The sequence below is a fragment of the Clostridium neonatale genome (assembly GCF_001458595.1).
Classification (GTDB): domain Bacteria; phylum Bacillota; class Clostridia; order Clostridiales; family Clostridiaceae; genus Clostridium; species Clostridium neonatale.
The window spans coordinates 25629-46017 of the sequence record NZ_LN890328.1 but is presented as its reverse complement, the minus strand read 5'-3'; the positions used below and the strand labels follow the sequence as shown (position 1 = coordinate 46017).

Sequence of the window (20389 nt, the reverse complement as noted above, 5' to 3'; positions counted from 1 at the left end):
AAAATTACTTTCAGCCTATAGAACTATCTTAACGAACTTTTTCTTTCCAATTTTAATAACATCACCATTGTTTAATATTGCACTGATTTCATTTATTTTTTCACCATTTATTTGGACTCCACCTTGACTTATAAGCCTTCTTATTTCACTTTTACTTTGAATAAAATTATCATCAATAAGCAATTGTATAATATCTTCTAAATGCTTTATGCTATCATTCATTTTTATTTCTGGAATATTTTCTGGAATTGATTTTTTACTAAATGCTGCATCATAAAATTTAATTGACTCTTTTACTTCTTCATCTGAGTGATATAGTCCTGTTATAATTTTAGCTAACTCAAATTTAACATCTCTTGGGTTTTTTCCATTCTTCAATTGCTCCTTTATTTTATCTACAATATCTGGATGTTCATCAGTTGCAAGTTCAAAGTATTTAATTATAAGATTATCTGGTATCTCCATAACCTTTTTAAACATTACATTTGCTGGTTCACTAACTCCGATATAATTTCCAAGGCTCTTACTCATTTTTTCTATTCCATCTAATCCTTCAAGAATAGGCATAAACATTGCCACTTGCTCTTCCTGTCCTTTTGCCTTTTGAAGTGTTCTTCCCATTAAGATATTAAAAGTCTGATCAGTTCCACCGAGCTCTATATCTGCCTCTAATGCTACTGAATCGTAGGCTTGCATCAATGGGTAAAAGAATTCATGAATCCCTATTGGCACATTATTCTTAAATCTTTTTTGAAAATCATCTCTTTCCATCATACGCGCTACAGTAGTTGTCGCTGCAAGATTTAATACATCATCAAAGGCTAATTTTGAAAGCCATTCACTATTAAATCTAATCTCAGTCTTATCTTTGTCTAAAACTTTAAATATTTGCTCTTTATAAGTTTCTGCATTAGCTTTTACTTGTTCATCTGTTAACGCTTTTCTTCCTTTAGCTTTTCCTGTTGGATCTCCTATCTTTCCTGTAAAATCTCCAATTATAATTACTGCCTTATGCCCCAAATCCTGCATTTGTTTAATTTTACGTAATACAACTGCATGGCCTAAATGTATATCTGGTGCACTTGGATCAAGGCCAAGTTTTATTGTAAGCTTTTTATTTTCTTTTTCGCATTTTTCTAATTTTTTTCTTAAGCTTTCTTCGCTTACAATAGTATCTACTCCCTTCATTATAATCCTTAATTGTTCATCAATTGTTTTGTTCATTTCAAAACTCTCCTTATATTATATTTTTTAATATAAGCAAGTTCTATAAGATTCATGAAATGCTTGCATAAGTTCTCTTCTTAAAGTGATAATGTAAATTTTACAGCTATTTAAAAAAATTATTAAAATCTATTATATCCTTAAATAGTACTATTTTAACAGTTTCAGATTCACTATAAATTCTGAGAAAATAAAAAACTCCCGTCCTCTTGAATATCAAAAGGACGAGAGAATATCTCGTGTTACCACCTTAGTTTATAGACAACTCACATTGTCTACCTCTTCGAGTACTCCATTGCTTTACATGGGTTATACTCTAGCACTATAACGTGTGCAGGTTACGTCACAGCCTACTAGATAAAAAATCGTTTGGTGTGAAGCTCAAAGATGTATTCATAATAAACTACCATGCACCTCTCATCAACCGGTTACTTTCTGTTTGGATTATATATTACTACTTATTCTTATCATAGCTTTTCATATCTTATACTCCAAAATATAGATTTTGTACTATAAGTTTTCGTTATGCCATATTAAATTATTTTAATACTACTATTATTTTTCTAAAAAGTCAATACTTACTTATATTCTTTCTATAGAAAAAGTTTCATCCTCACTAAATATATATCTAAAGTTATTATTTAAATTCTTCACGAATGCTTCAATCCATAAGTTTCTTAAACTATAGAATATACTAACATCCACTCCTTCTTTTTCCCATGTTTCTTTATGGACACATACTCTTCTTTTCCATGTTACCTTTTCGTCACTAAGCTCTATAAATTCATTAACTCTATCACATGGCATACCATCTAAAATATAATTATTAACTTCTGTAAATATATCTTGTGCATTTTTTATATCTTGCTCTTCATTTTTAACTTCATCAGCTGCTTTTATACCTTGTTCTTTATATATATTTTCAATTTTAGTCAAAGATAGATTATCATTTTCTAAAATTGTTTTAGTATAAAAAGCCATTCTTCCTTCTGCATTATGAATCTTATTTTGTAACCATCCATGTATATTGCTGTGATCTATTAATTCTTCAAGTGATTTATGTGGTAATTTCTCACCATATCTTTCTTCGGCATGCATTTTCAACTTTTCTATATTTAAACCTTCATCTTTTGCAAGGTTCACTATCTCATCCTCTAGATTTTCAAACCATAATATTTTATTAAATAACCAATAATGGATTTTTCCTAAAAAAGCGCTCATATGTATTCCTCCTAAATTAAAATCTAGTATAAAAATTATTCTAATTAATATCTACGATTTTCATACTTATATGTAATAAAAACTTCTTATAATTAAATTTTTGTTAAAATTATTATATCTTTTTAACTTGTTTTTGTATGTAACATTTGTTACTAAAATATAATAAAAAGCAGTAATAGCTCAATATTAACTTCTCCTCTATATAGACATTTTTATTGTTTTACATGTCTACCAAAAAAGGAGCATATAACTACTATTACTGCTTCTTTATTTATAAGATTTCTTTAGGATTTAATCCATAAATATTTTTTTCTAATTGGCTATCCCTGCAAAGTAATATAAGCAACCATATACCACCTATAATCGGAATAAAACTTATAAAATACCACCATCCACTTTTTCCAATGTCATGTAGTCTCCTAACACAAACTGCTATACCAGGAATAAGTACTCCTAAGCTGTAAATTAAAGAAATTATTGGAGATGTTCCAAGTAAATAGTCAATAACATTCAATATAATTGCGAAAATAACATTAAATAATACAAACATCCAATATTCTTTTCTTCTAGCTCTTCCATTAAAATTCACATAATTTTTAAGTACATTTAAATACCAACTCATTTTCATCCTCCCTTCTTATAATAATATACTATACAATTATTATATTATTACAGATGTTTATAAATTACAAATATTTATAAACATCTAATACACTTCAAATTATCAATAAATAATTTAATCATATACTATATTTAATCTAGGGCTATTGAAAATAAAAGCAATTTAATTATTACATCAATTTTAATTTCTCTTCATTTAATACAATTATCCTTTTCATTCCATCTAATTGTATTATTCCATCATCTTCAAATTTCCTAAGCTTCCTACTCATTGTTTCCCTCGTAACGCCTATATAATTTGCCATGTCTTCTCGTGTTATAGATAGTTCTATAATTATATTGTCATCTTTTCTATGTCCATATTTTTCAATGAGTTCTATTAATAAATATGCCACTCTTGCATCTATATCATTAGTAGCTAAATTTTGGATTAATTCTTCCATTTGAGATAATTTTTCTGCAACACTTTCTAAAATTTTAATGCCCATTTCAGGATTATTCATCATCAGTGTTTTCATCTCATCTTTAGTTATAATGCATAACTTACAATCTTCTATAGCTTCTGCATTAAATTTATGAGGAGATTCTTTTAATAACTCCAAATCTCCCACAAAATCATTTTTTGATAGAATGCTAAGTATCTGTTCTTTCCCATCTTTTGTATATTTATATAATTTAACTTTTCCTTCATTTATAAAGCATAGTGAATTTGATATACCGCCTTCTTGAAATATCACATCACCTTTTTTTACTTCTCTGCTTCCAATTGCTTTTACTACTTCCAATAGCTCAGTGCAATCTAGATTATAAAATAAAGGAATTCCACTTGCACAATGACCCTTACACATATTAGAGTTTCCAGCTGTATTCATATATATCATCCTTTATAATCTTTTATATCTAGATTAACATTAAATTTATTTAATGTACAATATATATTCTGGTTAAATACTCTATAAATTATAAACTTATCTATATTTCTCTTCTAAGCTTTCAACTATTCTTATATACTTATTTTTAACATCTTTATTCTCTTCTTCATATTTAAAACATTCTATATCTATTTCTTTAAGTATCTCATCTTTTAGCTCTCTTTGTGCAAATTTATATATAACATTGTTTTCTTTTTCAATGTGTCTTTCTAAAAGATGTGTATATGATATGGCATTTGCTATTACATCAAGCTTAGCTTCTTCATATCCTTTTTTAACTTTAGATAGAGCTTCTTCTAAGTCTCTTACATACATTCTTCCCATATCATGTTCAACTAACATTCCATGTTTTATTATTTTCTCACCAACTGCGCCTAAATTCTCAACCATTTTGTTAAAAAGCTTTATTTCTTCTTTATTATGATGGTGTCCATCAGCATAATTTCTTATAAAATCTATTATTGTTTCAAATTCTTCATAATTTATTTCTTTATTATTTAAAATATTTAACGAAATCTTTCTAATAATTTTAAGCATTCTTGTAATCACTTCATGTTCTTTTACCATTATATCTATTGCATTCATATAACATACCTCGCTTTATTTTTCTTTAAAAATATTTTTCTTTTATTCTGCTATTTTAACCAATCATGAGCTCATATTATTATTTTCATACTTACTGTAACTTATAAATTATTTTGTTGAATTAATTTTAACTTATAAAAAGAAATACTTCTGTAACACCTGTTACATAATCATTTCTTTTTATAAGTTGCTTTTTTACATTATCTATATCAAATGTTTTATAAAAAATATAAAAAGCATGAAATTATATTTACATATTAGTAATTTATAATTTCATGCCCTCTCATATAATATTTTAATTTCTTTTTAAATTATTATACTCTAATGCTATTATCTTAAGTTAATAACAGTACCTTTTAATCTAGTCATAGCCTCAATAGAATATCTTATTCCTTGAGTTCCAATTCCAGAAGATTTAACTCCTAAGAATGGGAAATGATCTGGACCTCTTTCAGTCTTGTTATTAATTTGAACTGTACCAACCTCTAATTTATCAGCAACATAAAATGCATTATCTATATTTTCTGTAAATACAGCTCCTTGAAGACCATATTCTGATTCGTTTGATATACGTATAGCTTCATCTCTATCTTTAACTCTCATTATTGGAAGAACTGGTCCAAATGGTTCTTCCCATGCAAGTCTCATATCTTCTGTCACCTTATCAAATAGTGTTGGATAAATAACATTTCCTTCTCTTTTTCCTCCAAAAAGTAACTCAGCACCTTTTTCTTTTGCATCTTCCATCAATTCACAAACAAAATCTGCGCTTTTAGTGTTTATAAGAGGTACAACATCCCCTTGTTCTTCTAACGGATTAACAACTTTTAATTTAGCTACCTTTTCTTTTAATTTTTCTACTAAAGCATCTGCAATTTCTTCTTCTACTAAAACTCTCTTAACTGCAGTACATCTTTGACCTGAATATGAATATGCTCCAGCTATAATATTACTTGCTGCAAGTTCTAAATCAGCATCTTTTAATATTATTGCTGCATCCTTTCCACCAAGTTCCATTAAAAGAGGCACCATAGTTGTAATTTTAGAAATTCTTTCACCAACTGCACTGCTTCCTGTGAAGTTTATAAAGTCAATCCCCTTATGAGTAGTAATATAATCTCCTATTTCGCTTCCTCTACCAGTTATTGTATTTATTACTCCTTTTGGAACTCCAGCTGCTTCAAATATTCTTGCTAAATATATTCCACAAAGACTTCCTTGTGTCGCTGGCTTTAATACAACTGAATTACCAGCGATTATTGCTGGTGCTATTTTAGATGCTGCAAGATTTACCGGATAGTTAAATGGTGATATTGCAAGTACCACTCCAAGAGGCACTCTATTTACAACTGATATTTTATTTCTTTTATACCCTGGAAATGTATCACCTGGTATGCTTTCTCCTGACATATTTTTAGCTGTATCTGCTGTAAATCTTATAAAATCAGCAGTTCTAACCACTTCTGAAATAGAACTTTTTCTGTCTTTTGCTATTTCCCTAATCATTATTTCAGCTATTTCTTCTGAATATTCAACAAAAAGATCTGCAGCTTTATATAAAATCTCAGCTCTTTCGTTTAAAGTAATTTTTCCCCATTCCTTTTGTGCTTCTTTAGCACCTTTTATTATAAAATCAACTTCATCTTTAGTCATAGCTGGAACTCTTCCTACCAAAGAGTTATCTATTGGTGAATTTATATCTATAAAATTATTACTTTCACTGGATACCCATTTCCCATTTACTAAATTTTTAAAATTCTTATTTCCGTCGTTTGTCACACTAAACATTTCTTTTACCTTCTCTCTTAATATAAGTGTTAATTTTAGTGGTATTATTATCAAATTCTAAGATGAATATATTATTTTGTTATATCTTCACCAGCTGCAAATAATTCATAATTTATATCTTCTTTATTAATATTCATATCTATTAAATTATGATATAAATTTCTCATAAATTGAACTGGTCCACAGAAATAGAATTCTCCATTTCTAGGCAGATTATTCTCCATATATTCTTTTGATATTCTTCCACTAATCTCAAAAGTCTCACCTATCTTATCACAATCTAAAGGCCGTGTATAGATAGTAGTTACTTCTAAATTATTATTATTCTTTTCTAATTCTTTAATTTCTTCTTTAAAACTATGATACTTTGAGTTAGGCGTACTATAAATCAAGTAAATCTTTCTATTAGTTTGTACAGCCTCATATGCCATAGTAAGCATAGGCGTTATTCCTATACCTCCACCTATAAGAACTAAAGGTTTTTCGCTGTCCTTAAGCACAAAGTTTCCAATAGGCGCTGTGATATATAATGTGTCATTTACTTTAATGTCATCACATAAATTTTTACTTATAAGTCCTTCGTCTTCTCTTTTTACACTTATTCTATAAAATTCTCCATTGGAATTTAGTGATAGTGTATATTGTCTTGGAATTGTAAAGCTTCCATCTTCATTTTTAATTTTTACAGCAATATATTGCCCTGCTATAAATGATGGCAATCTGCTTTTGTCTTCATTTTCTAAATAAAATGATTTTACTAAATCATCTTCTTCAACTATTTTTGTAACTTTTATCTCTTTAAATCCTCGCCATTTTTCCGTTTGTTCTTTATAATTAATGTTCATCATTTGTTCCTCGTTATTTATCATTTGTATTTAAAGTCTGTAAGTATATTATAATGTTAATATACTAAAAAAAATGTGATTTAAATCACATTTTAATAATTTAAATCACACTTTTAAGCACAAAATTTTAAGACTATTTTCTAGCACCTTAAATATATAGCTATATTCCTGCAATCTTTACATTTTTTATATTAGATTCATCTATTTTCATCTCTAACGTCTTAAAACCAATTTATATTTTTAATTTTTTACACTTAAGATTTAAGCTTCAATTTTAGATTTTTGCCTATATTTTTTTGAAGCAGCATTTTCTATTTTCTTAACTTCTTCTTGGGCAACTGACTTATTACTGTATCTTACATATTGAAACCATTCTAACAAATCAATAATATCATCATATTCAAAATTTTCATTACTTTTCAGCCTTTCAAGATATTCCTTAATAGTTTCTCCATATATTATAGGATAACCTAATTTATTCAAAGAAGAAAATATCTTTTTCATACATATAAATGCCTTCTCTTTATTAGTGGCTTTTTTATATAGCCTTCTTTCATTCCATTTGTACAATAATAATACACAAAGTATTAAGAATACAATTATGCTAACTAAAATAATAATGTATTTTATCCATACAAGCACATTATTATTAGATTGACTTTGCAATGAACTAATTATTTGAGTTGAATCAGTTTGTTCAGTAACAGGTACCTCATATCCATTTTCATTTCTATTTGAATAGTTAATAATTCTCCAACTAATACTATCCACCCCATACCCAGGTGTGGAATCCATCCTAACCCAGCCAAATCCTTCTAAATAAATTTCTGTCCATGCATGTGATGCACCTGACTTAACAACAAAAGCATCATCCTTTTTTTGTCTGTAATTAATAAATGCCCCTTCTACATATCTAGTTGGAATACCAACATCCCTACATAATATCGCCATTGAGCTGGCAAAATATGTGCAGTATCCCTTTTTCTCTTCAAATAAAAAATATTCTACAGGATCCTTTCCATCTGGAAGTTCATCTAATTTAGTTGAATACTTATAATTCTCTTTTAAATAATTACATATAGCTTCTGCTTTGTCATATTGATTGGTACATCCTTTTGTTATTTCTTCTGCTAGATCCTTTATTTTTTTAGAATTATCTTTAGGTAATTGAAGATATTTTTCTTCTATTCTTTTACTTCTTTCTAAAAGCTGCTTTCTAAAATTATCAGAAATAATATTCTTTATTTTTTCATCATTAAAATTAAGTTCTTTAGCTGTTTGTTCAAATAAACTTCCCTCTATGTCTATTTCTTTTTTATTTTCTTTTGCATAATAGTTTTTCTTTGAATTGAGTCTTTCTAAATATGCTTTTATTTCATCATTGTTCATATTCATAATAAGCGATGATGCATAATAAGAATATCCTTTTGTATGCTTATTTTTAAAGTAAATATTATCACCTATTGTCTTTAAATCTGCATTATCTGAATATTTATCAATTGAAATACAGTTTTCTGGTCTAAAAACTGTATTGGTAGCAAGCTTGTTAAAACTTATTTTATATCTTACTCTTCTTGAAAAATATTCATCCTGAAGATTGCTTAAATCAGAATAATATAGATTGTATAGTTTCTCATTTAATTCCATCTTATATTCATCTTCTGATACGTATTCGTCATCGGTTTGCCATCCATCACGTGTATATGTACTACGTGTTATTCCATATAAATATCTTGTTTTAACGCTATCAGAAACATCTACTGTAAACATATTACGTTCTTTATCATCTATTAATGTTCCTAAAAATCCTCCACCTTCATCAGAAAATCCTGCCCTATTAACATCAAATCTATATTTTTCATCATTGTTTCCATAAATACAGTAATATACAAGTCCCTGCATACTATCTTTCACATTATAGACAGTATTTTTTATAAACGTCCATTTAATAGGCTCATCATTAGAAGGTATGCATACAGAAAGTAATACTGTTATGCATATAAATGGTAATAAAAACATTGAAGAATAATTTATTCTTTTTAGTATTTCTACCTGATATATTTGAATTATTCCATCAAAAAAATAAAATATACTCATACCAACAGGTATAGGATTCCATTGAATGTTATAAAAGCTGCTTATAATCATAAATGCCATTAGTCCTAGTAGTAATAAAAAAAATACTATCTTGTTTTTTTCTATAAATGATATCATTTTCATTAAAACTAGTAACAATGTACATGAAATAAATATGCAATATAGAAGGCTGAAACTTTGCTCCTTAAATATATATTCGTAACTCCATAAAAACGCATTTTTTATAAATATAAAAATATTTTGATGGAAAAATACTCCAAGTATAATGACTAATGAGAAAAAAATACTAAGTATTATAAATAATCCATTTTTTACTTTGTAATTACTACTTATTTCTATTATACTTCCTACTAAGATCGATGCTATAAATAAAAGAAGTAATGGTAGTTCACAATTAAAACATTTCAAAATTCCATATACAATTGAAAAGGTAATAAAAGTTTCTCGAGTAAATTTATATGCTTCTGATTTTACTTCATTTTTCATAATTACTTTTCCTCCGTAGCCATAATTACTCTAACATTGATTCCACTTTCAATAAATAAAGACATCTTGCTCTTATCTTCATCTTCCCATTTATTAACTACTAGAAGCACACATACATCACTTTCTTTATATCCATATTTTAGTTCATTATATAAATTTGTATTTAAGTTATTAGTTATTATAATGACATTGCTTACATCCTTTATCCATATTTTACTTTCAGTACATAACTCATGATTATTTAACTTTGATTCAAATGGAATCTTACCACATAGCATATAAAACTCATTCCATTCATTATATGTATTTATTGAAAGCTTTTTATAACCATAATAATCAAAGCATACAAATGCTGGTATCTTCTTCTTATTGCAATAATTACCTACTGATAGCGTTTCTTCAAGAATTGCATCTTCAAGTAAAATTTTTTCCATCTCTTCACTTCCGACTGTACTTAAATCTATTAATATCATTACCTGCATTTTTAATGTAGCATAATGCATCCTTGTCATCAATTGACCTGTTCTAGCTGACGCCTTCCAATGAATATGACGCATAGGATCACCATTACTATACTTTCTTACTTGTACATCAAGTCTTTCTTCTTGTCTTTGTGAAAACATTACCTTCTTCTCATCTTTATCTTCTTCAATAACGTCAGCATCTTTCCACTCTACTATTCTTGGAAGAACTGTAACTGGCAGTTGTGAAGTTACCTCATATTTTATATTAAATAAGTTTAAGTAATCAGTTACTGTAAAATACTCGATTCCTGCAAAATACTGTCCTCTATATTTGCAGCATAATTTTGTATAAATAGCCTCTCTTTCCCCAGGCATAAGACAATATTCCTTTTCTTCATCTACTCCAATAATATATGATTTTTTATGAATGAAATTAACCTTAATGCCACTATATAAAATAAAACTATCATTTGATAATGAAAAAAAATAATCTACTGTTTCTCCCTTCACAAATGTTTTTTTTGCAGCTTCCTGATGGAATCTAAAGAAATTTAAAACTATAAGAATATATATAAATGACATTAATGGCACCAATAATGAAAAATAAAATAGTGCATAAGGAATAGTTCCCCCGTAATTACTTGCAAAAATCCCAGTACAAATTATCACTATAATTAAAATAATCGCATTTCGCTTCATTATTCCTTTAATCTCCCCTTGCACTAAAATATTGGTACTTTAACACTGTATCTTATACTTTCTAAAACCTTTTCACATGACATCTGATTCATTTTTGCCTCTGATGAAAGAATAATCCTATGTTCTATAATTGGCTTGAATATTTCTATAACATCATCGGGAATGACATATTCTCTTTTATTGCAATACGCCATTGCCTGAGAGCCTTTTATCCAGTCTAATGTAGCTCTTGGACTAATACCCAATTCTATATGTTCATTATTTCTAGTCTTTTCTGTAATATTTAGTATATAATCAATAATATCTTCATTAACTTCTATGTTTGTAATCTCTTGCTGCATTTCAACAATTTCATCTTGTCCAATTACAGCATCAATTTCCCTCCATTTTCTATTATTAATAAATCTATTTACCATGTCTCTTTCTTCTTCTTTACTTGGATATCCCATAGAAAGCTTCATGAAAAATCTATCAAGCTCAGCTTCTGGAAGATTATATGTTCCAATATAATCAACTGGATTCTGAGTTGCAATAACCATAAATGGTCTAGGCAAAGAATATGTATTACCATCAACTGTTACCTGTTGTTCTTCCATCGCCTCTAATAAACTTGCTTGTGTTTTTGGTGAAGCTCTGTTTATCTCATCTACCAAAACAACATTGCTCATAATGCCGCCTTTCATATATTCGAATATTCCTTTCTGCATATTATATACAGAAACTCCTGTCACATCACTTGGCAGTGTGTCTGGTGTAAATTGAATTCTATTAAACCCACACCCCAATGTTTTAGCCAATGTTTTAGCAAAAGTAGTCTTGCCTGTCCCTGGAACGTCTTCAATCAATATATGACCTTCGCATAAAATAGATATTACAGCCATGTTTATCACTTTATACTTTCCAACTATAACCTTCTCCATGTTTGTAATTATCTTTTCAACGTTACTATACCCTTCCATATTTCCATCCCCTTAAAACTATACAATTTGAGATATTTCCTATATATTCAATATTATACCATAACATATCTGCTTATACTTTAGTAAAAAATTACAAAGTTTAATATATCCATATTTACTTGTAGTAACATTTGAGTTGAAAAATATAAAAAAAAGACTTTAGAAAAATATCTTCTCACCAAAACAACTTCGGGATAAATATTTTGTTAAAACCTATATATAAAAATTAAAATCAAAAAATCAGTTCTTTGGTTATATGCTCTTAGTACTATTGAATTTTCCATTATAATTTATCTATTTTCAATATATGTCATATTAAAAAGCTCACTAAGCTACAGTAAAATTTTGTATATATTTCATAGTTTAATAATATATATTATTTTTTATTAACTTATTATAATTTAACCATTCTTTATTTAAGGCTTCCATATAAAATAACCATTTTATTATTAAACTGATAATTTTCTCTTTTGCTTTTAAATAATTTATCACTTATACTTAAGTAACAATAAGAATTAAGGAGGCTGATGCATATGTGGAGCTTTTAATTTAAGCTCTATTGTCGTTAGTTAGGTATCTCATATGGGTAGACCTTAGCATATATAGGGCTTAATAAAATAGCAAAACTATAAAATTAATGAAAGAGGTATTTATTATGTCAAATGTAGCATTTAAGGTATACGAAAGAAATATAAAAGAAAATACAAATAAACTTAGAAAAACTGGCCAAATTCCTGGGATAATTTATGGAGAATTCCTTGATAATACAATCTCAATAAAAATATCTAATGCAGAATTTAAAAAAATGGTCCGTGAAAATAATAGTGGATCTATCATCCAAATTGATTTAGATGGTAAAAACATGAATTGTGTAGTTAAAGAAATTCAAGGAAATCATCGTCAAGAACCATTACACATAGATTTACAATATGTTAAACCAAATGAAGTAATAAAAATGAGAATTCCTGTAAAATTTATTGGGCAATCAAATCTAGAATCCAGAAAATTGCTTCTAGAAACTTTTAATCCTTTTATAGATTTCCAAGGTGATGTTGAACAAATCCCTGAATCAATTGAAGTTAATGTAGCTAACTTGAAGTTTGAAGATAAAATATTGGTTGAAGATATTGACTTTCCAAAAGAAGTAACAATAGTAACTGATCCTAAAACTCTTTTAGCCGTTGTAAACAGTTAATTTTATGAATATAGTAGTTTTATATTATTCTTGTAGTTTAGATATTTACTTAAATATAAAAGAAGCAAAAGTGTTGGTTTAAAACACTTTTGCTTCTTTTATAAATTATATATTAATAATATTAGTTAATGAGATATCTATTTTAAAATTTTTTCAATTAAAGGATTCACCTTTACATCTTCATTAGTAATTACAAAAGCTTCATGTAATTCTTTTATCCACTCTTCTTTTAAATCCTCATCATGATAAACATAGCATATAGTATCCCCTATATTTATCTTATCTCCTCTTTTACAGTTGATTTTTAATCCCACTCCATGATTTATTAAATCTTCTTTAGTTGCTCTTCCTGCACCAAGATGCATTGCAAGTATTCCTAATTTTTCTGAATGAAGTACTTCTACATTACCTTCTCTTTCTGCTTTTATTTCTGTAATAAATTTAGACTTAGGTAATAAGGAAGTGTCATCAAGCATAGCTGTATTACCGCCTTGTGCTTTAACCATTTCTTTAAATTTTTCAAAAGCTCTGCCTGAGTTTACTGCATCCATAAGCATTTTTCTTGCTTCTTCCTTAGTTTGTGTAATTTTACCCTGAATAAGCATTATTTCTCCAGCCTGCATACAAAGCTCTGTAAAATCTTTAGGTCCATTACCTTTTAATGTTTCAATTGCTTCTATTATTTCTAAAGAATTACCAATAGCATTTCCAAGTGGCTGATTCATATCAGTTATCATAGCCATTGTATTTCTTCCTAGATTATTACCTATTTTTATCATTTCATTTGCAAGTTCTGTTGCATCTTCAACATTATGCATAAATGCACCTTCACCATACTTAACATCTAAAAGTATAGTATCTGATCCAGATGCTAATTTTTTAGACATAATAGATGAAGCTATTAGTGGTATAGAATTTACTGTTCCTGTAACATCTCTAAGAGCATATAATTTTTTATCAGCAGGAACTAAATCTCCTGTTTGACCAATTATAGCTATTCCAACCTCTTCAACCTGCTTTTTAAATTGTTCTTCTGATAAGAAACAATTAAATCCTTCTATAGATTCTAACTTATCTAAAGTTCCTCCTGTATGGCCAAGGCCTCTTCCTGACATTTTAGCAACCTTAAGTCCACATGCTGCAACCATTGGTCCAAGTGCCATAGAAGTTTTATCTCCAACTCCGCCTGTTGAATGTTTATCTGCCTTGATTCCTGGAATTGATGTTAAATCTATCACATCACCGCTGTTCATCATTGCTTTAGCTAAATATGCAGTTTCATCTTCATTCATTCCATTTAAAACTATTGCCATAAGAAGGGAACTTGTTTGATAGTCTGGTATTGATCCGCTTACAACACCATCAATCCAAAATTGTATTTCTTCATGAGTTAATGCTTTTTTATCTTTTTTCTTATTTATTATATCTACAAAATGCATATAACCAACCCCTTTTCAATTCACAATTCATAATTCACAGTTTAATATGCAATTCACAATTCAATTTATAACTCACAATTTAATGTGCAATTCACAACTCAATTTATAATTTACAATTTAATGCATAATTTATAATTAACAGATCAAATTTCAATAATAAATTTTTATGGAATATAAAAATTTTATAGACCATCTAATGAAAAGTTAAAGTAATTTTCACATTTTGTTACTTAAACATTCTCCTTAGAGCTTCATACTAATTTACCTGCTTCGATTTCTAAAATGCAATTAATTGTGAATTTTGAACTGTGAATTTTGAATTGATTAATATCCTTGTGTTTCTTCACCTTTTAAAAGACCTACAGCTCTACTAGTTCCGATTCTGTCACAGCCTTCATTTATAAACATCTCAAGATCTTCAACAGTGCTTACTCCGCCAGCTGCCTTGATCTTTACATTTGGTCCAATATGCTTCTTGAATAATTTCACATCTTCAAGAGTTGCTCCGCCTGTTCCAAATCCAGTAGATGTCTTAATATAATCTGCACCTGCATCTGTAACGCATTTGCACATTGCTATTTTTTCTTCTTCTGTTAAATAACAAGTTTCAATTATAACCTTTAATATTTTATCACCACAAGCTTCTTTTAATGCTTTAATTTCTTCTGTTACCTTATCATATAATTTATTTTTAACATCAGTTATGTTTATAACCATGTCAATTTCATTTGCTCCATCTTCAATAGCTTTTTTAGTTTCAGCTACCTTTCCCTCAGTTGATGAATATCCTAAAGGGAATCCTACTACAGTACAAATATTAAGTTCTGGGTATTTTTCATGTATACGAGTTATATAGCATGCTGGTATACATACTGATGCTGTCTTATACTCAATTGCTTCATCGCAAATTACTTGAATGTCTTCCCAAGTTGCTACTGGTTTTAATAAAGTATGATCTACATGTTTTAAAATTTCTGCAGTATTCATTTATTTTCCTCACTTCTTAATTATTAATTTATAATATATGCACTTATTATCTTGCTTTAACTAGAGTTTTATACTATGCATATAATTTATATCTATATGATATTCTTCAAGTGTTTTAATGTCAACATAAAATGTTAAAGTTCAAACATTTTATATACATATTGATGCTTTTTATATAAATATTAATGTTTAAAAAGATATTTATTTTAAATAAATGTTGAATTCTAAACACAAAATGTTAAAATTAACTCATACTATTATGTAAAATAATCTTTAATAATAACATAAATATAGTAAATAAGGATGAGTATTTATGAATAAAAAACTAAATAGAACAAATAAGATTATAGAGATTTTAAAAGAAAAAAATGGTGCTACCGTAAAAGAATTAGCATCTATGTTAAATGTCTCAGAAATGACCATAAGGCGCGACCTTAAAATATTAAAATCAAATAATATAGTTAACAATGTTTATGGTGCAACAATTTACAATCCATCAAATAATATAGATAGACTTGAGTCTTTTTATGAAATTGAAAATGAAACCATAAAGCATGAAAATGAAAAAATTAAAATTGGAATATCTGGTGCCAAGCTTGTTACTGATAATGACATAATAATAATAGATACTGGAACAACAACTGAAAAATTAGCAGAAAACATATCTTCTGATATATCAATTACTGCTCTTATCTATAATACTAATATTCTAAATGCACTAAGTAATAAAAAAAATATTAACTTAATATTTTCTGGAGGATATTTTCATCCAAATACGCAGATGTTTGAAAGCCCTGAAGGTATAGATTTAATAAGAAAGACAAGAGCAACAAAAGCATTTGTTTCAGCAGCTGGTGTCCACGAAACTTTAGGTGTTACATGTTCAAATAATTATGAAGTACTAACTAAGAATGCAATATTATCTTCTTCAGTTGAAAAAATTCTTTTAGTTGATTCTGAAAAATTTGGAATTGTAAAATCTGCTTACTTTGCTGACTTAAATACATTTACTACTATTATTACTGATAGCGGAGTAAGTGATGAATGGAAAGCTAGAATTAAAGAAATGAAAATACAACTTATTATTGTATAGAAATAAGTTGTATTTTTCTTTTATAAAATATATTTTGGTACGGTATAATCTGGCATGACACCATCTAATGATAAATAATAATGTCTTATTAGATTCAAATCATCATCAAGTTCATAAACAAGTGGTGTGCCTGTTGGTATGTTTAAGTTAACTACTCCATCACTATCTAGTTTATCTAAATGCCATACTAACGCTCTTAAAGTGTTACCATGTGCAGATATTATAATATTTTTATTTTCTTTTAACTTTGGAACTATAACTTCTTCCCATTCCTCAAGTACTCTTCTTTTAGTATCTTCGAGGTTTTCTGTTAATGGTATTTTTTCCTTCTTTAATTCTTTATACTTTTCTTCTTTTCCTGCATATCTTGGATCATCTTCAGTTAATGCTGGTGGTGAAGTGTTAATTGATCTTCTCCATATATGAACTTGTTCATCACCATACTTTTTAGCTGTTTCTTCTTTATTAAGCCCTTGAAGTGCTCCATAATGTCTTTCATTAAATTTCCAGCACTTATGAACTGGTATATACATTAAGTCCATTTCATGGAGAACTATCCATAAAGTCCTTATTGACCTTTTAAGAACCGATGAATAAGCTACATCAAAAGAAAAATTATTTTCCTTTAAAATTCTTCCTGCCTTCCTAGCTTCAATCAGTCCATTTTCAGATAACTCTACATCTGTCCATCCTGTAAATCTATTTTCTAAATTCCATTCACTTTGTCCATGTCTTATAAAAACAATTTTTTTCATAAAATCACTCCTTCCTATAGAATATTATTTATTGTTTTCATGTTATATATTCTTAATATTATAAAGTTTAATTATAGCTTATCTTAATTATTTCTATATTTTTCTTAAAATAATGTTATTTAAAAATTTTATATTTTAAAGAAATTCTATTATTGCAATTTATATAGATGACTTTTATAATAGATATAATTTAATTAAAATCGTAATCTAAAAATAACAATAATATATTAGTGCAAGGAGATGAGATTTTGAAAAAAGAATTATTTATAAATACAATTAAAGCTTCTACAAAAGCTATAAAATGCGATTTAGTAATAAAAAACATAACAATTATAGATGTATTTAATAAAGATAAATTTACTGATACAGTAGGAATTAAAGATGGCTTCATCGTAGGAATTGGTGATTATGAAGGCACTGAAGTAATAGATGGTACAGGAAAATTCATTTGTTCTGGATTAATGGATGCTCATTGTCATATAGAGTCCAGCTTAGTTACTCCATCTGAATATTATAAAGCAGCCCTAATAAACGGTATAACCTCCGTAGTTGCAGATCCACATGAAATTGCTAATGTTCTGGGAACAGAAGGCATAGATTTTATGATAAATTCATCTAATGATATTCCATTTGATATGTACTTTATGCTTCCATCATGTGTACCTGGAACAGATTTTGAAAACTCTGGTGCAACTTTAGAAGCTAGAGATTTAAAAAAATACTATAAAAGTGATAGAATCCTTGGTCTTGCTGAGGTTATGAATTTCCCAGCTGTTGTAAACTGCCATGATTCTATGATAGATAAGCTTTATGACTGTATTGGAAATTCTAAAGTTATTGATGGACATGGTGCTGGTCTTTCAAGTATGATGACTAATACATATAGAACTGCAAATATTTCAACAGATCATGAATGTATAAGTGCTAAAGAAGCTCTTGAAAAAGTAAGGCGCGGAATGTATGTACTAATTCGTGAAGGTACTGCGGCTAAAAACTTAAACGATCTTCTTCCAGCGGTAAAGGAAAATAACAGTACTCGTTTCTGCCTTTGTACTGATGATAAGCATATTGATGACATGCTTAGAAATAGTTCAATAAATTCATCAATTGTTAAATGCATAAAACAAGGTTTAAAACCTGAAACAGCAATTCAAATGGCTACACTCAATCCATCAGTTTTATATAAATTAAACAATAAAGGCGCTATAGCCCCTGGATATGTAGCTGATTTCATTATATTAGATGATTTAGATAACTTTAAAATTAATAAAGTCTATAAGAACGGAAAACTGGTAGTTAGTGATGGTAAACTTCTAGATTCAGTTTGCAAGGAAAATTCATCAGACTTTAATATTAAAAATTCTATACATTTGCCAACTCTTAAAGAAGATAGTTTTAATATAGATATAACAAATAAGTCTATTCTTAATGTTATGGAGATAATACCAAATAAATTGGAAACAAATCATCTAAAAATTGATATTACAGATGATATAAAAGAAAAATATAAAAATCATATTTTATTTAAACAATGTGTAAATAAAGATTTATTAAAAATAGCCGTAATTGAAAGACACAAAAACACCGGAAATATCGGATTAGGTATATTAAAAGGGCTTAAACTAAATAGTGGAGCTGTAGCAACTACAATAGCCCACGATTCGCATAATTTAATAATCGCTGGTACTAATGATAAAGATATGATTTTTGCCGCTAATGAATTAGAAAAAATGCAAGGTGGAATAGTTATAGTTCAGAAGGAAACTGTTTTAGCTTCAATTTCACTTGAAATAGCTGGCCTTATGACTAACAAAAATTATATAGAAGCTATAAAAGACATAGAAAATCTTGATAAGGCACTTAATAAGGTTACGTCTAATCTTGATTTTAATTTGTTTTTGACACTTTCATTTTTATCATTGCCTGTAATTCCAGACTTAAAGATTACAGATAAGGGATTATTCAATGTTAAAGAATTTAAATTTATAGATGTAGCAGAATAACTTACATCAACTTAAGAAACAAATTATATGTGGCACAACATAAATATCGGACATACTGAGTTTAGGGTGAATAACCGAAATAAAGCTCTTATGTGTGCGGTGTCTTGCATAAAAAAATGAAGCTTTAGAATTCTTCATGTAGACTTGTTCCAGAATTGTTTGTCTAATTTTACATTGGAGCAAACATTTTTGGATGCAAGTCTGCATGTTTGAATTCTTAGCTTCATTTTTGTAGCAAGCGAGCATCACATAAGAGCTTTATTTCTTTGTTTCATCTAAATTAATAGTATTTATAACTATTTCTCTAAAATAAATATATTTTTTAATACATATATAGATGTTTTAATAAAATGTTGTTATTAAAAATATTAATAAATATTTCTGAGGTATAAGATAAATAACAACATTTATTTAAAACATAATTATATAGATATAAAGGTTAATATTTTATAATTTTTTAAAAGGTATTAATTTATAAATATCAGCAAACACCTACTAATATACATTTTATAGAAACAGCCTCATCATTAGATGAAGCTGTTTCTATATTGTTAAGTTCGTGCCTCACCAAACATTATATGCTTGTGTACAAATTCACACAAAATGCAAGATTTAGGTTCTCTGCTTAAGAATATGCACTTATAAAAGCTACAATAAATATATTTGGTATCTATGATTTTATGGAAAAACAAAGAAATTCAATATATGAATATGCGTAGCATTGTATTGGAAATTTCAGCTTTTAAATTCTTTGGTAGAGGTTGTTCCAAAATTGTTTGTCCAGAAACTTGCTTTATGGAGCAAACATTTTTGGGTGCAGCCTCTGCCATTAGAATTTTGGTACTCTATAAGTGTAGATACAAATCATAAATATATGATTTAACATCTGCACTTATTTTAATTTATAATAAAGGGAGTAATTTGGTATGACGACTTTAGAATTGGGTTTTAACATCCGTAGCTAAAACTGTCAGCCATCCCTTATTATAAAGATTC

Annotated in this window: 16 protein-coding genes and 1 other annotated feature; of the genes, 3 read left to right on the top strand and 13 right to left on the bottom strand. The window is 27.8% G+C overall.

Features of this window, described 5'->3' with window-relative positions:
* Positions 1-15: 15 nt before the first annotated feature.
* The 10 genes from tyrS to BN2920_RS07205 form a co-directional block, all read right to left on the bottom strand.
* The gene (gene tyrS / locus BN2920_RS07250; RefSeq protein ID WP_058294364.1) at positions 16-1224 is read right to left on the bottom strand and encodes a tyrosine--tRNA ligase; all 1209 of its coding nucleotides are present in this window, start codon (positions 1222-1224) and stop codon (positions 16-18) included.
* 217 nt (positions 1225-1441) lie between these two features.
* Positions 1442-1704: a binding site (T-box leader), on the bottom strand.
* A gap of 102 nt (positions 1705-1806) precedes the next feature.
* On the bottom strand, positions 1807-2445 hold the full coding sequence (locus tag BN2920_RS07245; RefSeq protein ID WP_058294363.1) for a hypothetical protein: 639 nt from the start codon (positions 2443-2445) through the stop codon (positions 1807-1809).
* A gap of 271 nt (positions 2446-2716) precedes the next feature.
* Complete coding sequence (locus tag BN2920_RS07240; RefSeq protein WP_058294362.1) at positions 2717-3067, bottom strand: DUF805 domain-containing protein; 351 nt, start codon at positions 3065-3067, stop codon at positions 2717-2719.
* A 169-nt stretch (positions 3068-3236) separates the two neighbouring features.
* Entirely contained in the window at positions 3237-3938 is a 702-nt protein-coding gene (locus BN2920_RS07235) for a Crp/Fnr family transcriptional regulator (protein ID WP_058294361.1), read from the bottom strand.
* Positions 3939-4034: 96 nt separating this feature from the next.
* Positions 4035-4583 carry a hemerythrin domain-containing protein gene (locus tag BN2920_RS07230; protein WP_058294360.1) on the bottom strand — a complete coding sequence of 183 codons (549 nt, stop codon included), beginning with the start codon at positions 4581-4583 and terminating at the stop codon, positions 4035-4037.
* A 330-nt stretch (positions 4584-4913) separates the two neighbouring features.
* Positions 4914-6371 (bottom strand): NADP-dependent glyceraldehyde-3-phosphate dehydrogenase, encoded by a 1458-nt coding sequence (locus BN2920_RS07225; protein ID WP_058294359.1) that lies wholly within the window; start codon positions 6369-6371, stop codon positions 4914-4916.
* A 71-nt stretch (positions 6372-6442) separates the two neighbouring features.
* Complete coding sequence (locus tag BN2920_RS07220) at positions 6443-7219, bottom strand: FAD-binding oxidoreductase (RefSeq protein ID WP_242868334.1); 777 nt, start codon at positions 7217-7219, stop codon at positions 6443-6445.
* Positions 7220-7477: 258 nt separating this feature from the next.
* On the bottom strand, positions 7478-9799 hold the full coding sequence (locus tag BN2920_RS07215) for a transglutaminase domain-containing protein (protein WP_058294357.1): 2322 nt from the start codon (positions 9797-9799) through the stop codon (positions 7478-7480).
* A gap of 2 nt (positions 9800-9801) precedes the next feature.
* Entirely contained in the window at positions 9802-10962 is a 1161-nt protein-coding gene (locus tag BN2920_RS07210; protein ID WP_058294356.1) for a DUF58 domain-containing protein, read from the bottom strand.
* A gap of 23 nt (positions 10963-10985) precedes the next feature.
* Positions 10986-11921: an AAA family ATPase gene (locus tag BN2920_RS07205; protein ID WP_058294355.1), complete on the bottom strand. Its 936-nt coding sequence runs from the start codon at positions 11919-11921 to the stop codon at positions 10986-10988.
* Positions 11922-12576: 655 nt separating this feature from the next.
* Between BN2920_RS07205 and BN2920_RS07200 the strand changes: the two genes are divergently transcribed.
* Positions 12577-13116, top strand: coding sequence for a 50S ribosomal protein L25 (locus BN2920_RS07200; protein WP_058294354.1), 540 nt, complete (start codon positions 12577-12579; stop codon positions 13114-13116).
* 137 nt (positions 13117-13253) lie between these two features.
* On the opposite strand, the gene BN2920_RS07195 is transcribed toward BN2920_RS07200, so the two are convergent.
* Both BN2920_RS07195 and deoC read right to left on the bottom strand, forming a co-directional pair.
* Entirely contained in the window at positions 13254-14555 is a 1302-nt protein-coding gene (locus tag BN2920_RS07195; RefSeq protein WP_058294353.1) for a pyrimidine-nucleoside phosphorylase, read from the bottom strand.
* A gap of 324 nt (positions 14556-14879) precedes the next feature.
* Complete coding sequence (gene deoC, locus BN2920_RS07190; protein WP_058294352.1) at positions 14880-15542, bottom strand: deoxyribose-phosphate aldolase; 663 nt, start codon at positions 15540-15542, stop codon at positions 14880-14882.
* A gap of 313 nt (positions 15543-15855) precedes the next feature.
* Here deoC and BN2920_RS07185 point away from each other — a divergent pair, with 313 nt between their 5' ends.
* A complete protein-coding gene (locus tag BN2920_RS07185; protein WP_058294351.1) occupies positions 15856-16635 on the top strand; it encodes a DeoR/GlpR family DNA-binding transcription regulator in 780 nt (259 codons plus the stop codon).
* A gap of 20 nt (positions 16636-16655) precedes the next feature.
* Here BN2920_RS07185 and gpmA read toward each other — a convergent pair whose 3' ends face one another.
* On the bottom strand, positions 16656-17390 hold the full coding sequence (gpmA, locus tag BN2920_RS07180) for a 2,3-diphosphoglycerate-dependent phosphoglycerate mutase (protein ID WP_058294350.1): 735 nt from the start codon (positions 17388-17390) through the stop codon (positions 16656-16658).
* A 248-nt stretch (positions 17391-17638) separates the two neighbouring features.
* On the opposite strand from gpmA, the gene ade reads away from it, so the two are divergent.
* A complete protein-coding gene (gene ade / locus BN2920_RS07175; protein ID WP_058294349.1) occupies positions 17639-19393 on the top strand; it encodes an adenine deaminase in 1755 nt (584 codons plus the stop codon).
* Positions 19394-20389 lie beyond the last annotated feature (996 nt).

Excerpts from the sequence above, each read along its gene's own strand:
- tyrS (WP_058294364.1), bottom strand. The coding sequence starts at position 1,224 with ATGAACAAAACAATTGATGAACAATTAAGGATTATAATGAAGGGAGTA.
- BN2920_RS07245 (WP_058294363.1), bottom strand. The coding sequence starts at position 2,445 with ATGAGCGCTTTTTTAGGAAAAATCCATTATTGGTTATTTAATAAAATA.
- BN2920_RS07240 (WP_058294362.1), bottom strand. The coding sequence starts at position 3,067 with ATGAGTTGGTATTTAAATGTACTTAAAAATTATGTGAATTTTAATGGA.
- BN2920_RS07235 (WP_058294361.1), bottom strand. The coding sequence starts at position 3,938 with ATGAATACAGCTGGAAACTCTAATATGTGTAAGGGTCATTGTGCAAGT.
- BN2920_RS07230 (WP_058294360.1), bottom strand. The coding sequence starts at position 4,583 with ATGAATGCAATAGATATAATGGTAAAAGAACATGAAGTGATTACAAGA.
- BN2920_RS07225 (WP_058294359.1), bottom strand. The coding sequence starts at position 6,371 with ATGTTTAGTGTGACAAACGACGGAAATAAGAATTTTAAAAATTTAGTA.
- BN2920_RS07220 (WP_242868334.1), bottom strand. The coding sequence starts at position 7,219 with ATGATGAACATTAATTATAAAGAACAAACGGAAAAATGGCGAGGATTT.
- BN2920_RS07215 (WP_058294357.1), bottom strand. The coding sequence starts at position 9,799 with ATGAAAAATGAAGTAAAATCAGAAGCATATAAATTTACTCGAGAAACT.
- BN2920_RS07210 (WP_058294356.1), bottom strand. The coding sequence starts at position 10,962 with ATGAAGCGAAATGCGATTATTTTAATTATAGTGATAATTTGTACTGGG.
- BN2920_RS07205 (WP_058294355.1), bottom strand. The coding sequence starts at position 11,921 with ATGGAAGGGTATAGTAACGTTGAAAAGATAATTACAAACATGGAGAAG.
- BN2920_RS07200 (WP_058294354.1), top strand. The coding sequence starts at position 12,577 with ATGTCAAATGTAGCATTTAAGGTATACGAAAGAAATATAAAAGAAAAT.
- BN2920_RS07195 (WP_058294353.1), bottom strand. The coding sequence starts at position 14,555 with ATGCATTTTGTAGATATAATAAATAAGAAAAAAGATAAAAAAGCATTA.
- deoC (WP_058294352.1), bottom strand. The coding sequence starts at position 15,542 with ATGAATACTGCAGAAATTTTAAAACATGTAGATCATACTTTATTAAAA.
- BN2920_RS07185 (WP_058294351.1), top strand. The coding sequence starts at position 15,856 with ATGAATAAAAAACTAAATAGAACAAATAAGATTATAGAGATTTTAAAA.
- gpmA (WP_058294350.1), bottom strand. The coding sequence starts at position 17,390 with ATGAAAAAAATTGTTTTTATAAGACATGGACAAAGTGAATGGAATTTA.